11 protein-coding genes are annotated in these 14,266 nt (G+C 50.2%); 9 read left to right on the forward strand and 2 right to left on the reverse strand.

The features are described 5' to 3' along the window. The coding region (locus ACOJS8_RS21090; RefSeq protein WP_420150529.1) for a M14 family metallopeptidase at nt 1–1,603 on the reverse strand (1,603 nt) is incomplete at its 3' end. A gap of 275 nt (nt 1,604–1,878) precedes the next feature. Here ACOJS8_RS21090 and ACOJS8_RS21095 point away from each other — a divergent pair. The 5 genes from ACOJS8_RS21095 to ACOJS8_RS21115 all read left to right on the forward strand — a co-directional run bounded on the left by ACOJS8_RS21095 (nt 1,879) and on the right by ACOJS8_RS21115 (nt 6,867). Next, nucleotides 1,879–3,090, forward strand: a complete 1,212-nt coding sequence (locus tag ACOJS8_RS21095) for a parallel beta-helix domain-containing protein (RefSeq protein ID WP_420150530.1) — start codon at nt 1,879–1,881, stop codon at nt 3,088–3,090. A gap of 4 nt (nt 3,091–3,094) precedes the next feature. Then, nucleotides 3,095–4,129: an SO2930 family diheme c-type cytochrome gene (locus ACOJS8_RS21100; RefSeq protein ID WP_420150531.1), complete on the forward strand. Its 1,035-nt coding sequence runs from the start codon at nt 3,095–3,097 to the stop codon at nt 4,127–4,129. Between the two features lie 133 nt (nt 4,130–4,262). Next, nucleotides 4,263–4,625 (forward strand): hypothetical protein, encoded by a 363-nt coding sequence (locus ACOJS8_RS21105; protein ID WP_420150532.1) that lies wholly within the window; start codon nt 4,263–4,265, stop codon nt 4,623–4,625. 141 nt (nt 4,626–4,766) lie between these two features. Continuing rightward, complete coding sequence (locus tag ACOJS8_RS21110; protein WP_420150533.1) at nt 4,767–6,326, forward strand: serine hydrolase domain-containing protein; 1,560 nt, start codon at nt 4,767–4,769, stop codon at nt 6,324–6,326. 16 nt (nt 6,327–6,342) lie between these two features. Continuing rightward, a complete protein-coding gene (locus ACOJS8_RS21115) occupies nt 6,343–6,867 on the forward strand; it encodes a GNAT family N-acetyltransferase (protein WP_420150534.1) in 525 nt (174 codons plus the stop codon). Here ACOJS8_RS21115 and ACOJS8_RS21120 read toward each other — a convergent pair. Beyond that, nucleotides 6,860–7,792, reverse strand: coding sequence for a PLP-dependent cysteine synthase family protein (locus tag ACOJS8_RS21120; protein WP_420150535.1), 933 nt, complete (start codon nt 7,790–7,792; stop codon nt 6,860–6,862). The genes ACOJS8_RS21115 and ACOJS8_RS21120 overlap by 8 nt on opposite strands. Nucleotides 7,793–8,311: 519 nt before the next feature. Here ACOJS8_RS21120 and ACOJS8_RS21125 point away from each other — a divergent pair. The 4 genes from ACOJS8_RS21125 (at nt 8,312) to ACOJS8_RS21140 (ending at nt 14,165) form a co-directional block, all read left to right on the forward strand. Further along, complete coding sequence (locus ACOJS8_RS21125; RefSeq protein WP_420150536.1) at nt 8,312–8,590, forward strand: hypothetical protein; 279 nt, start codon at nt 8,312–8,314, stop codon at nt 8,588–8,590. Nucleotides 8,591–8,846: 256 nt separating this feature from the next. Further along, nucleotides 8,847–11,846 (forward strand): SusC/RagA family TonB-linked outer membrane protein, encoded by a 3,000-nt coding sequence (locus tag ACOJS8_RS21130; RefSeq protein WP_420150537.1) that lies wholly within the window; start codon nt 8,847–8,849, stop codon nt 11,844–11,846. A 45-nt stretch (nt 11,847–11,891) separates the two neighbouring features. Next, nucleotides 11,892–13,235, forward strand: coding sequence for a RagB/SusD family nutrient uptake outer membrane protein (locus ACOJS8_RS21135; RefSeq protein ID WP_420150538.1), 1,344 nt, complete (start codon nt 11,892–11,894; stop codon nt 13,233–13,235). A gap of 42 nt (nt 13,236–13,277) precedes the next feature. Then, complete coding sequence (locus ACOJS8_RS21140) at nt 13,278–14,165, forward strand: cyanophycinase (protein ID WP_420150539.1); 888 nt, start codon at nt 13,278–13,280, stop codon at nt 14,163–14,165. The last annotated feature ends 101 nt before the right edge of the window (nt 14,166–14,266 follow it).

The following is a 14,266-nucleotide window of genomic DNA, read 5'->3' on the forward strand; positions in this document are numbered from 1 at the left end:
TTTCATACTCGTTGTTGGCCAGCGGCTTCACCGTTACGTCGGTCAAATCAATCTGCGGTAGCTCGTTGGCCATTGCCAGATTGAACAACGATTGTTTGGAAATCCAGTTTTCCAGAATCCAGGCCGGGCCGTTTTGCGAGAAAAATTTGGGATGGAAACCGCCAATTTCTACCTCGCCCAATTGTGGATGCGTTAGTTTGGTCCAGAGTTTAAAGCCCCGTTTTCCATTCGCTTCGTCGTCCCACATCAACCCATCGTATTCGTCGCGGTCGCCATCGCCGTCGTAATCTTTCATAGCGCCGTTGTTCCAGAGTTCGTCGCCATACCACACGGCACCATATTGGAAATACCCAAAATCAGGCCCGTGCCCGAACAAAGGGACAGGCTTGGACGGATCGCCCGTTAAGCGATTGATTTTGTTACGTGTATTGTACACTTCATACACATCGCCCGCCCACGGATAGCCCGTAAATGAAATACCCAGGCTGTCCATGTGTTTGTAGATTTTCTCATCCGCCGGAAACATACTTTCAGCACTGGCCGACGTAGATGGCGGACGCAGGTGCATCGGTACGCTCGTATCCATCGAGTTTACCACCGTGATGTTCGGATGACCCATAAGCCAGACATACGTAGCGCGGGTTTCGGGTTCGCTCAGCGGAAACTGACTGGCGCCCTGCTGCGTATAACCCCGACCCGTAAAATCGCCACCCTGATCGGGACGCCAGTTTTCGGGATAATTCCGGTGATTATCGAGTCCGCCGATTCCGTCTTCGTTAAACTTGCCGTCGCCATCGTTATCAATGCCTTCCGTATAAACCAGATACGTACCTTTTCCTGGCTGAACCCGTTTCATCAGCCGACCTGATTTGTCTTTCGGATCGATCACAAAATCGGCTTTTTCCAGGTCTTCCTTTGCGGTAGCCTTCTTCCGGATCTGGTAAATGACCCCATCACCGTCGAGGTCATCGTCCGAATCTTCGTCAAACAAACCGTCGCGGTCGTTATCGGTAGGGCGCATCGAACTACGGTTACGCTGAGCTGTATACAAATACATGTTGGCCCCATCCGGGTTGTTTTCGGGACGTAGGTAAATCGTTTTGGTGTCGAGCAGTTTCGTGATAGACGCATCTTTGCCGTAATTATCCAGCAGGTGCTTGGCCAGCCAAAAAACCGCTTCGCTACTCGTCACTTCGCCACTGTGCCGACCGCCTTCAAAATACGCGGCTGGTTTATCCGTATGCTTGCCGGTCTTCTTGTTGGTCAGCGTCATTTGCAGAATCGGCCGACCTTCGTAGCTCTTCGCCACTTCATACAGATCCACCAGATTTGGGTACTGCTCCGCCCATTTCCGGCACCAGCTGTACATAACATCAGGCGTGTGGTACGTATCGAACGTGAGCGTGTTCCCGGCTACGTACTGAACATCGTTAAACTTGTGTTTTTTGAAAAAGCTGATGCCGTGGCGTTCCCCTTTTATGGTATAAAACTTACTGGCGGTATCCTGCTCCGGCCACTTTTCTTCGTAACCGTAATAGGATTTCTGGGCGTACAGCGTTGACGAACAAAGAATACTTAGCAATAACGTACTGAATTGTTTCATAGAAGATCGGTTGTAAGAAGAATGAGGTTAACGTACTACGTAGGGAATCAACTTTAAGCGGCAATTTATTGATGATTTTGTCTAAGCCATTAAGTGAGAAAGAATCTATTTGAAAAGTAGAATAAAACCAATTTAAATAGCAATAACAGCGCTGGTTTTGATAGTGTATGTTGCCATTTTTCTGTCATGAATCTCCGTTCGATTAATAGACAATTCGTAGAATTTGTTGTGACTATTGTATTTTTACGTACGTATCATTCTAAACTGCTCCATCCATGAAGCCCTATTTATTTATCCTGTTTTTTAGCCTGGGCTGCCATGAACTATGGGCGCAGGCCGATGTGCAGAAACGCTACCAGACAAAGCTGATCATGGCGGAAGATGGCAGCACGATTGACCTCGACGCCGGTACGTTTACGTTCACCAGCACCTTATCGCTGCAGGATAAAAAGCGCATCGTTATTCGGGGGAAAGGTGTTGATAAAACAGTACTAAGTTTCAAAGGCCAGACCGATGGCGCCGAAGGATTGCGGGTATCGAACGGAGAAAACATTGTGATCGAAAACCTGACCGTTCAGGACAGCAAGGGCGATGGCATTAAAACCATGAACGTTAAGGGCATTACGTTCCGAAACGTAAAAGTCGAATGGACCGGCGGCCCCAAAGCCGAAAATGGCGGGTATGGCCTTTATCCCGTTCAGTGCGACAACGTAGTGATTGATGCTTGCACAGCTATTGGTGCGTCCGATGCCGGAATTTACGTAGGGCAGTCGCGCGGGATTGTCGTGAAAAACAGCAAAGCGCACCATAACGTAGCGGGAATTGAGATTGAGAATTCAAAAAATGCCGACGTGTTCGACAACGAAGCGTACGAGAATACGGGCGGGATTCTGGTGTTCGATCTGCCCGATCTGGTCCAGAAAAAGGGCGGCAACGTGCGGGTCTACAACAACTACGTTCACGACAACAACCTTCCGAATTTTGCGCCTGCCGGAAACATCGTTGCCAGCGTATCGGACGGAACCGGAATGCTGATTCTGGCCGCAAATGGCGTAGAAGTTTTCAATAATCGATTCATTCACAATCAAACCGTCGGCACGGGAATTATCAGTTATTTACTGACGGAACTACCTATTAAAGACAAAGACTATTATCCGTTTTCGACGGCCGTTTCCATTCACGACAATGTGTATGAGCGGAAACCCGGCCCGGCCAGTCAGCGCGGTCGATATGGCAAAATTTTCGAGCAGATTCTGAAAAATGGGCAGGACGTACCACACATCATTTACGACGGCATTGCCGATCCTGCTACGTTCGATAAAGATGGTAAACCGCAGGCCGATAAACGCATCTGCGTCCGTAACAACAAGAATCAGAGCGTTGTCAATCTCGACGCTGGTCGCGGTTTCAAGAATGTATCGCTCGATGCCGCCCAGTTTGATTGCCAACTGACGCCACTAAAAGCAACGGCAATTACTACTCGTTAACGGAATGCGTACGTACATACTCGGAAGTTTATTAATGCTTGTGGCAGGTCTAACGTTTGTGAGCTGGCGAACGGTGGCTGTTCCTGAAAAACTATCCGAGTACGGCTTTTTTAAAGGCAATCCCGCCGATCAGCAACCCGCAGCCGACGTAGTACCATATGCGCTGAATACGCCCTTGTTTTCGGATTATGCCGAAAAATTGCGGTTTGTCAAATTGCCAGCCGGACAGTCCGTTGCTTACAACGATACGTCGGTGCTGAATTTTCCGGTTGGTACTACGTTGATCAAAACCTTTTACTTCCCGAACGATTTCCGCAACCCAGCAAAGGGCCGACGATTGATTGAAACACGACTGCTCATTCATCAGTCGGAAGGCTGGAAGGCGTTCGACTATGTCTGGAACGACGAACAGAGCGACGCTTTCCTGGAAGTAGCGGGCGATACCAAAACGGTACGTTACGTTGATAGCGAAGGCAAGAATCGCGAACATGCCTACATGATCCCGAACCTGAATCAGTGTAAAGGCTGCCATAACCGTAACGAAGTGATGGTGCCCATCGGTCCATCGATACGGCAACTTAACGGCGATCTGGCGTATGAGGGCAGAAAAGAAAACCAACTCACGCACTGGCAACGTAGCGGTATGCTAACGGGAATGCCTGCGCTGGATAAGTGCCCCAAAACGCCCGTCTGGAACAAGCCCGAAACGGGTTCGCTCAACGACCGGGCCCGCGCCTGGCTCGACATTAACTGCGCCCATTGCCACAATCCCAACGGTCCGGCCATGACGTCGGGGTTGAATCTGAGCCTTTCCGAAACAGACCCAACCGCTTTAGGTATCCAGAAATCGCCCGTAGCGGCCGGGCGTGGGTCGGGTGGACATTTGTTCGACATTGTTCCTGGCAAGCCTGACGAATCCATTCTGATTTATCGCCTGCACTCGACTGATCCGGGCGAAATGATGCCCGAACTAGGGCGTAAAACGATTCATACCGAAAGTCTGGAACTGCTTCGGGAGTGGATCAAAGCGATGAAATGAATGATGGACAGGATTTTGTACAGGTCAAAATGTGAAATCTTTATGATATAAGTAAAATATATTCTGCAAGATATTCTCGAACAAATAATCAAATAGGGTGTTTATGATATAAATAAAACATATTCATCGCGTTATGAAAATTGCAGTAGAGAAAGGTCAGGATAAGACATTACTGGAAGATGGTCGGCATTACGTTACCATTGTCCATATCGACGAAGGAAAAAGCGAACACAAAGGAATCCCTTTCTTTGCGGTCCGTTTCGAAAATGACGAAGGATACGTATCGCACCGGTTCTATCAGTCGCAAGCCGGAATGCCTTCAATTGTCCGTTTATTCGAGATGGCCGGAATCGATGTGAAAGAGGGGAAAGACCTTGATACAAAGCAGCTAATCGGTAAGCAGGTTACGATTGACGTTGGGGAGCGCTCCTACGCTGATCCCGAAACCGGCAACGAACGTACGCTGAAGCAGGCGATTAATTTCCTGGTCAGTTAAGCCGATCATATGTTACGTCACAGAAAGCGCTGGGTAATTCCGGCGCTTTTTGTTTGAAAGGAGTAAGCTGTCCGTAGAAACACTATATCGGGTTATTTGCTAAGTTAGCAGGATCGATACAACCTCCCGTCACGCACGCTTATGAAACTGGTTTTCCCTGTTCTGGCCCTGGTGGCCTTTTCCGCCTGTGCCCAGCAAACCCCTGTCAGCCGAACGGTTCCGCACGTAGCAACGTATCAGCCACCCGTTTTTACGGATGCTGATCGGGCGAAGCGGCTGGAAGCGGCTTATCCGATCATCGAAAAGATGTACAAGGACGCAGCTGAAAAACGGCATTTCCCAGGCGTGGCGTTTGGCATCGTGCTGGACGGAAAACTGGTCTATTCGGGTGGAGTGGGCTATACTGACGTAGCGAAAAAGATACCGGCAACGCCCAAGTCCCTGTTTCGGATTGCGTCGATGACCAAGAGTTTCACGACGATGGCCGTTCTTAAACTGCGTGACGAAGGCAAACTCAAGCTCGATGACCCCGCTGAAAACTACATTCCAGAGCTGAAAAGCCACAAATACCTCACTGCCGACTCGCCCAAAATAACGATACGTAACCTGATGACACACTCGGCTGGTTTCCCCGAAGATAATCCCTGGGGCGATCGCCAATTGGCCGACACAGATGCGGATTTGACGGCGTTGATCAACGGCGGCATTTCCAATTCCAACGTACCTGGTTTTGCTTATGAGTACAGCAATCTGGCATTTGCCATGCTGGGACGTATCATCCACGTAGTGTCCGGGAAACCGTATCAGCAATACATTACTGAATCCATACTGAAACCGCTGGGGATGAACGATACGCAGTGGGAATACACCCGCGTTCCGGCCGAAAAATTGGCGCATGGTTATCGCTGGCAGGACGATCGTTGGCAGGAAGAAGAACTATTACACGACGGTTCACACGGCGCAATGGGCGGCCTCATTACGTCCATTGACGATTTTAGCCGCTACGTAGCGCTGCATCAGGCAGCCTGGCCTCCTCGTTCGGACGCAGATACAGGTCCGATCAAACGCAGTTCGATTCGGGAAATGCACCAACCCTGGACGTTTTCGAGTCTGAACGCGCAGGCTAAAAATTCGGCCGGGCAGCCTTGTCCCGAAGTCACTGGCTATGGCTACGGAATCCGATGGGGGAAAAACTGCAAAGGCGAAACAGGCGTCGGTCATACGGGCGGTTTGCCCGGTTTCGGGAGTCAGTGGCGCATCCTGACTGAGTATGGCATTGGTGTCATTGGCTACGCAAACTTGACCTATGCGGGAATGGGTGCCGTAAATGCAGCCGTTCTTGATACGTTGGTAGCCATTGGTCAGTTGAAACCCCGACAATTACCCGTATCACCCATTCTGGCGCAACGTAAAGCCGAATTAGTTAAGCTCCTGCCCGACTGGACAAACGCCGAAAAAAGCGGAATTTTTGCCGAGAATTTCTTTCCCGATAAATCCGTCGCCATCCGTCGAAACGTAGTGCAGAACCTGTACGCCAAAGTCGGAAAAATCCAGCGTGTGGGTGATCTTGTGCCTGAGAATCAACTCCGTGGTCATTTTCTGCTGGAAGGCGAAACGGGCAACATCGACGTATTTTTTACCCTAACCCCCGAGAATCCTGCCCTGATTCAGCAACTCGATTTTCGGGAAGTCAGTAAATAGTTTGTGATCACACGAAATGACTTATATATCCATTTCCCCGGCCACCGAACAGGACGTACCAAACCTGAACGTATTGGTGAACGGTGCTTATCGGGGCGAAAGCTCCAAAAAAGGCTGGACAACCGAAGCTGACTTGTTGGGCGGCATTCGAACCGATGAGGCTGGCCTGCGAACCCTTTTACGGAATCCGAACGTAACGATCCTCAAATATGAAGACGCGGGTCAACTGCTGGGTTGCGTTTTGTTGGAAAAGAAAGGCCAGGATCTGTATCTCGGTATGTTAACGGTTTCGCCGGAAGCTCAGGCGAATGGCATTGGGAAGAAATTGCTGGTAGCTGCCGAAAAAATGGCCGTTGAGCAGAAACGTCGGGCCATCACCATGACGGTTATTACGGTACGTCATGAGCTGATTGCCTGGTACGAACGGCGCGGTTATCACGCCACGGGCGAGAAACAGCCGTTTCCCGATGATCCGCGCTTCGGTATACAAAAGCAGCCGCTTGAATTTATCGTGATGAAAAAAGCGATGAGTACTACGTAGTGTATAAATCGCCTGCCAGGTATTTCATGCCGGAGTCGCAGGCTACCGTCACAACGGTGCGTCCGGGCCCTAGCTCTTTTGCCAGTTGAAGCGCACCCACAATGTTTAAACCGCTGGAAATACCCGCAAAAATACCTTCCTCGCGGGCCAGTCGACGAGCCAACTCGCGAGCCTCGACTTCGTCAACGGTACGGGCTTCATCGTACAAATCCTTATTCAACAGGGGCGGAACAATGCCAATCGCAATCCCTTCGACACGGTGCGGACCCGACTGACCTTTCGACAACAGAGGTGCCGAAGCCGGTTCAAGGGCTACTACGCGGGTAGCTTGTCCCGCTTCGCGCAGGGCCATTGAAACGCCCATCAGCATCCCCGCCGTACCAACTCCACCGCAGAAAGCGTCGATCGGTCGATTAAGCTGTTCCAGAATTTCTTCACCAATTCGCCTGTAGCCTTTCTTCGAATTTTCGTTATTGATCTGGTCAGTAAAGTAGGCATCGGAGCGTTGGGCTATCTCACGGGCACGTTCGCGCATTGCTGGAATAAGGTCGGGCGTGATTTTACCGCCCTGACTAGGCACGATTTGCAAGTCAGCGCCGAACGCCCGCATGGTTTGTAGCTTCTCTTTGGCGAAGGCATCTGAGGAAACAACCTGAAATCGATAGCCTTTTACGGCGCATACAAACGCCAGCGACGTGCCCGTACTGCCACCTGTACATTCAACAACCGTCATGCCAGGACGTAGCGCGCCACTACGTTCCGCTTCCTCAATCATGGCCAGCGCCATACGATCTTTATACGAGCCGGTAGGATTGTAATATTCCAATTTTACGAATACCTCAGCGCTATGAGGTTCGGTCACTTTATTTAAGCGGACAAGTGGCGTTTGTCCGATAGCCTGGAGCGTATTGATAGCCGTTTGCATAATTCAGAAGTAGATAAAAGGAGAGAAAGGTTGACGCTGGCAGTATCATTCCGAAAGGTAAAAGCAGAGCAATATTACCTAATTCGAAAGCTTCAATATGTCAGAAATTCAGTCTGTTGGTAAATAAAGTAAGAGGGAATAAACCTAAAAAATGACAAAAGAAATCTTGGTGTATAAACAGTATATCCCTATAGAGTATTAGGTAAAGTGCTGATAACCAAATTTTTAAATTTTTTTGGAAATGTAAAAATGTGTATTCACCTTTGCCTATCAGATTACAAGACTATCAGTGAAGTCACGCATAAGCTTCTTTGTAAACGGGTTTCATTATCCCGGCTTCAGTCAGTTCGGTAACTGCCGGTCTGAAGTTGTATGGATGCGTTGCTGCTTTTAATACGTCTTTTACTCGTTAACTTTTAGTATTCCAGCCTTGCTTAACCTACTTAATCAGTTGAATTGCAAATTAAACTACAAAAACAATAGAGTTTATAGGATATAGATATTGATGCTTTGAACCCCATGCTACCATCAACTAACTCTGCCCCTGATTTATACCAAAATTGGCAGATAACCTATCAGATCGCTGGTTTCGACCGCCCCAGTTTTGTTAGCGACATTGCGAATACAGTCCCTCAGGATGGTTCTTACCTGATCCGTACGTTGTGCTTTGAGGCCGATGGCGTACAGGCAAATGGTGTTCTGACAATTCAGATGCGGGACGATATTGGGCTGGCAAACAGCCTTATTCAGCGATTACGTTCGGTGAGAGGATTGGTAAGTGTACGGGAATTACAATAACCAACATTCCTAAAATCGACCTTACCCCTAAATCCCCTGAAGGGGACTTATTCCGCAAATGAGCCAAGTCCCCTTCAGGGGATTTAGGGGTAAGGTCGATTTTAGGAGTAAGTACAAGTGTCTGAACCAGCGGCAACTGATTCAGACACAACAAAAAAGCCGAAACGGCGGCAACCGTTCCGGCTGGTTAATAACAAGGCTCTGGCAACCGAAACGTCGGACCGGCCTCATTTTCTCACATAACCAATACAAAGTAATGCAAAAACTTTTATTTGCAGGAGTAGTGTGGCTACTCTCCTGCGGAGGGTTGCTGGCACAATCAAATGGATCACGCATATCGGGTATCGTTCGGACAGATATAGGCGAACCCCTGCCTGGAGCTAACGTAGTTCTGAAAAATCAGAGTAAAGGCACCTCAACTGACGCCAGTGGGCAATTCAGCCTTGACGCCCGCTCAGGCGATGAACTGGTTATCTCAGCCATTGGCTATCAGACAACGAACGTAACGGTAGGCCAGAAAACCACCCTCGACGTTACGTTACGCGAGTCGGCGTCGCAACTGAATGAAATCGTCGTTATTGGTTATGGTACGCAGGATCGTAAGAATCTGGTTGGCTCTGTAACGCAGGTTAATGCCGACGAAATCAAAAACCGTCCTGTTGCCAGCTTCGACCAGCAATTGCAGGGACGGGCTGCGGGCGTACAGGTAGCCGCCAATACGGGCGTACCGGGCGATGGGATTTTCTTCCGGATTCGCGGCACTACGTCCATCAATGCCAGCAATGACCCGCTCTACGTAGTGGATGGCGTGTTTGTAAATAACCAGTCGCTCCAGAAAATTACAACGCAGGGCCAATCCAATAATCCGCTGGCCGACATCAATCCTGCTGATATTGAGTCAATTTCAATCCTGAAAGATGCTGAAGCCACGGCTATTTACGGAGCGCGTGCCGCCAACGGCGTTGTCCTGATCACCACCAAACGGGGTGCGTATAACAGCAAAATGAAAGTGACGCTGAATGCGTCTGTCGGGCAGGCGTGGGCGCCCAAGCTCTGGGATCTGGTAACGGGGCCTGAGCACGCGACGATCATCAATGAAGCCTGGATCAACGACGGCAAACCAGCCGCCACCCGTCCATTCCGGCCCGTTGCGGAGGGAGGTCGCGGACTGCCCGAAGAGCAGCCAACCTATGACCGCCTGAGCGATATTTTCCGTACTGGCGCTTTGCAGAATTACGACGTAGCGGTATCGGGCGGTACGAAACAAACGCGCTTCTATCTGGGCGGTGGTTATACGAGTCAGCAGGCTACGCTACGTACCAACGACTTTTCGCGGGCCAGTTTCAAACTGAATCTGGATCAGGACATTACGGATAAAATTCGGATCGGTACCAGCAACATCTTCTCGCAATCGAATCGGACAAATGCCCGCGTTGGCGATGGGCCACAGGGCGGCATTCTGCAGGCGGCACTACACACCCCGACGTATCTGCCCAAATTCAACACCGATGGTACGTATGCCAAGTGGGCGGGTTTCGACAATCTGGACGTACTGATCAACAATACCGACATGCACTCGACCAGTACGCGCTACATTGGTAATATTTATGGTGAGTACGATATTACTGATGGTCTTAAACTTCGCAGCAGCTGGAGCATTGACTACAACGATTACAATGAATACGAGTATTGGAATACGCTGACCAACCGGGGAAGTGCCAGCAAAGGATTGGCTACGTCGAGTGTCAGTAAAAATACGATCTGGATTAACGAACAGACTCTTTCGTATCGTCGGAGCTTCGGAACCCAGCACAATTTTGGCGTACTGGTTGGTAATACGTTCCAGGGGAATGTATCGACGCAAACGCAGGCACAAGGGACTAATTTCCCGTCGGATGCGTTCAAACAAATTGCTTCGGCTTCGGTAACTACGTCAACATCAATCCGTAATCAGTATAACCTGGCCTCGTTCTTCGGACGGGTTGATTACAATTTTGCCCGAAAATATTTCCTGGAAGCCAGTCTGCGGGCCGATGCGTCGTCGAAGTTTGCCGCTGGTCACCGCTGGGGGTATTTCCCATCGGCGGGTGTGGCCTGGCAGCTCAAGCAGGAGAATTTCCTGAAAGATGTGGGTTTCCTGAGCGACCTGAAAATTCGGGCGAGTATCGGCTGGACGGGTAATCAGAACGGTATTGGTAACTACGCATCGCGCGGCTTGTGGGGTGGTGGAAACAATTATCTGGATAATCCCGGTACGGTACCTGTTCAATTAGCCAATCCCGAACTGAAATGGGAAACCACCCGGCAGTCTAACATAGGGCTGAATGTCGGTTTCCTGAACAACCGGATCGGTCTGGAAATCAACGCTTATTCGAAATACACATACGATTTGTTGCTTCAGGTGCCCCTGGCGCAGAGTTCGGGCTTTGCCAGCATCTACCGGAACGATGGCGAAATCAGTAATCGTGGACTTGAATTCGCCATCAACTCCCTGAATATCAACAAGTCAGGTTTTCAGTGGAACACCAGCTTTAATATAGCCGGGAACGTAAACCGTATCGAAAAACTGTCTATTCCGGTCGATGCCAGCTACGCTACCGAGCGCATGGCGCAGGGCTATTCGTTCCATTCGTTCTACGTTTATAAGCAGCTTTACGTTGATCCAAAAACAGGTGATGCGGTGTATGAAGACGTCAACAAGGACGGTAAAATTACTGTGGCCGACCGGCAGTTTTATGGCAGTGCGTTACCTAAGCTTTTCGGTGGTCTGAACAATACGTTCTCGTACAAAGGCTTCGACCTGTCGGTCTTCTTCAATTTCAGCGCCGGCAATAAGGTGTTCAACAACAACCGGTTTTTCCATGAATCGGGCGGTACGCGCGACGACCGTCGGGCCATCAACAAAAACCAGCTCACTCGCTGGCAGAAAGAAGGTGATATTACGGACGTACCCCGTGTAACGACCATCGGCAATAACTACAACCTGAGTCCGATCAGTCGCTTTGTTGAGGATGGTTCATTTATCCGCCTGAACTCGCTGGTGTTTGGCTACTCGATTCCGAAAACGGTTCTCCGTAAAATTGGTATTGCCTCAGCCCGAATCTATTACAGCGGCTCGAACCTGTGGCTGGTAAGCAACTACCAGGGCCCGGACCCCGAAGTGAACGTAACGGCTGACCCCACCACCCAGGGATACGACTTAGGTACGCCCCCACAACCCCGTTCCGCTCAGCTAGGGCTTAATGTGACTTTGTAACGAACGTATCAGACCTGAATCGTTCAGGATACACGATCATCTATCATGAAAAAAACGTTTAAAATACTGCCTTTACTTCTGCTGCTGACGGGGTGCCAGAGCTTTCTGGATGTGCAGCCCGATTTGCAGATCGATGAATCACAGGCGATTACCAATGCCAGTACGGCCGAAGCGGCTGTAAATGGTCTCTATAACCGCCTGGGTAGCGATGGCTACTACGGTTCCAACTTTCCGGCGCTGTCGTACCTTTCGGGTGGCGACATCCAGTGGACGGGTTCGCAGACGGCTCCTCAGGAGATTACCTCGCGTAAGCTAACGGCCGATAATGGCTACGTTGGCTCAGCCTGGGCCGCTATTTATCGGACTATTTTGCAGGCCAATTATTTGCTGGAAACCGTTCCAGCGCTAACGGACCCTCAGTTGACGGCCGCCCGTAAAAATCAGATTCAGGGCGAAGCATATGCACTACGTGCCTTGTCTTATTTCGATCTGGTGCGGGGTTGGGGCGGGGTGCAGTTGATTACAAAAGCAACGCATACGCCATCCGACAATACAGGAATTCCCCGAAGCAGCGTCGACGATACGTATGCACAGGTGCTAAAAGATCTGACGGCCGCTGAACCGCTGCTCAGCAACACAACCAGTCGGAATAAAATAACCCAAAAAACGGTCTGGGCGTTACGTGCACGCTATCACCTCTACCGGCAGGAGTGGGAGCAGGCTGAAACCTATGCCAGCAAACTCATCGATGATGCCGCGAACTACAAACTCACGAAACCTTACAGCGCTTTCTTCGCCAATAATGCTACGACGACTACAGAATCGGTTTTCGAAATTTCCTATACTAATTCGTTCAAGAATGGCCACTACAACTGGTGGTTACCGCCCGCGCTAAGTGGTCGTCGGGAGTGGGCGCCGAACGAAAAACTGGTTTCGCTGCTCAATGATCCGAACGTAGGTGGTAATCGGAAAGAACTGATCGGGCAGACGGCTCCTCCGGGCAATCTGTGGTATGGCAAGTTGTATTATCGGACACCGCTGGGCACTGACCCTGCATACGTCATCCGTATGGCCGAATTGTATTTGATACGTGCCGAAGCCCGCGCTCAGCTGGGTAAAACCACAACGGCACTGGCTGATTTGAATGCTATTCGCGACCGGGCGGGGGTGCCGCTAGCTCAGGCTGCTACCAAAGACGCGCTGTTGCTGGCTATCGAAGCCGAACGGCAGGTCGAGTTCCCTTTTGAGGCCGATCGTTGGTTCAATCTGGTTCGGACAGGTCGGGTAGCGGCTGTGCTGGGTATTACCGATGCAACCAAATATGTACTGCCCATTCCGAACAGCGAAATTCTGGCGGATAAGGCGTTAACACAGAATCCAGGCTATTAACACGTAATGATACGACGACTCGCTGAAAACCAAACTATTGAAATGAAAAAACAAAGCATTTTTGCCTTCCTCTTTTTAAACTTACTGATCAGCCAGATTTATGCGCAGGCTCCACAATTTGTGGGGCCTGAAAAAGGAGCGCTGGTGATTGTCGGAGGGGGAAATATGGGACCTGAGCTCTGGGGCCGGTTTATTGAACTGGCTGGTGGACCAGCCGCAGCGAACATCGTCATTATTCCAACGGCGGGTGAAGATTCGTCGGCGATGAGTGCTCCCCGCGAAAAGGAAAAGCTGCTTAGTCTGGGCGTTAAAAACATAACCGTTCTGCACACCCGCGACTCAAAAGTAGCGAATCAGGAATTGTTTGTAGCGCCGATACGTAACGCTACGGGCGTCTGGTTTGTGGGCGGTCGTCACTGGCGGCTGACGGATTCGTACTTAAACACGCTGGCTCACAAAGAATTCAAAGCGGTGCTGGAGCGGGGTGGTGTCATTGGCGGTACGTCGGCGGGCGCTACGATTCAGGGCTCGTTCATGGTTCGGGGCGATACCAAAGGCAATTCCATCATGGTCGGCGATCACACCCAGGGGCTGGATTTTATTCATAACGTAACCATCGACCAGCACTTTCTGCGCCGGAACCGCCAGTTCGATCTGGTTGAGGTGATCAAAACCCGTCCTGAATTACTCGGTATTGCTATTGACGAAAGTACAGCCATTGTGGTTCAGCAGAATACGTTTGAGGTGATTGGCGCTTCCTATGTGGGTATTTACGAAGCCAACCAAATTGCCAACAGCGCGAAATATCCATCTGGTCAAAACAGCACGGGCGGCCCGTTCTACTTTCTTGGCAAAGGCCAGAAATTTGATCTGAAGACGCGGAAAGTAATCAATCAGCAGCCGCAACGCCCCAACGAACCCGCTAAATAAGGTGGTTCTTCACAGCGTATACCTGTTTTGAATCTATGTCGTATCGTGGTGTTGGGGTTTTGAAACCCAACCCACAACACCCACCACCCAAAGATTTTTTA

This window comes from Spirosoma sp. (assembly GCF_048594605.1).
In the GTDB taxonomy this organism is placed as follows: Bacteria; Bacteroidota; Bacteroidia; order Cytophagales; family Spirosomataceae; genus Spirosoma.

What these genes read in the sequence shown, in the direction of transcription:
- ACOJS8_RS21130 (WP_420150537.1), top strand. Translation starts at nt 8,847, where the DNA reads ATGCAAAAACTTTTATTTGCAGGAGTAGTGTGGCTACTCTCCTGCGGA.
- ACOJS8_RS21100 (WP_420150531.1), top strand. Translation starts at nt 3,095, where the DNA reads ATGCGTACGTACATACTCGGAAGTTTATTAATGCTTGTGGCAGGTCTA.
- ACOJS8_RS21110 (WP_420150533.1), top strand. Translation starts at nt 4,767, where the DNA reads ATGAAACTGGTTTTCCCTGTTCTGGCCCTGGTGGCCTTTTCCGCCTGT.
- ACOJS8_RS21120 (WP_420150535.1), bottom strand. Translation starts at nt 7,792, where the DNA reads ATGCAAACGGCTATCAATACGCTCCAGGCTATCGGACAAACGCCACTT.
- ACOJS8_RS21095 (WP_420150530.1), top strand. Translation starts at nt 1,879, where the DNA reads ATGAAGCCCTATTTATTTATCCTGTTTTTTAGCCTGGGCTGCCATGAA.
- ACOJS8_RS21140 (WP_420150539.1), top strand. Translation starts at nt 13,278, where the DNA reads ATGAAAAAACAAAGCATTTTTGCCTTCCTCTTTTTAAACTTACTGATC.
- ACOJS8_RS21115 (WP_420150534.1), top strand. Translation starts at nt 6,343, where the DNA reads ATGACTTATATATCCATTTCCCCGGCCACCGAACAGGACGTACCAAAC.
- ACOJS8_RS21105 (WP_420150532.1), top strand. Translation starts at nt 4,263, where the DNA reads ATGAAAATTGCAGTAGAGAAAGGTCAGGATAAGACATTACTGGAAGAT.
- ACOJS8_RS21125 (WP_420150536.1), top strand. Translation starts at nt 8,312, where the DNA reads ATGCTACCATCAACTAACTCTGCCCCTGATTTATACCAAAATTGGCAG.
- ACOJS8_RS21135 (WP_420150538.1), top strand. Translation starts at nt 11,892, where the DNA reads ATGAAAAAAACGTTTAAAATACTGCCTTTACTTCTGCTGCTGACGGGG.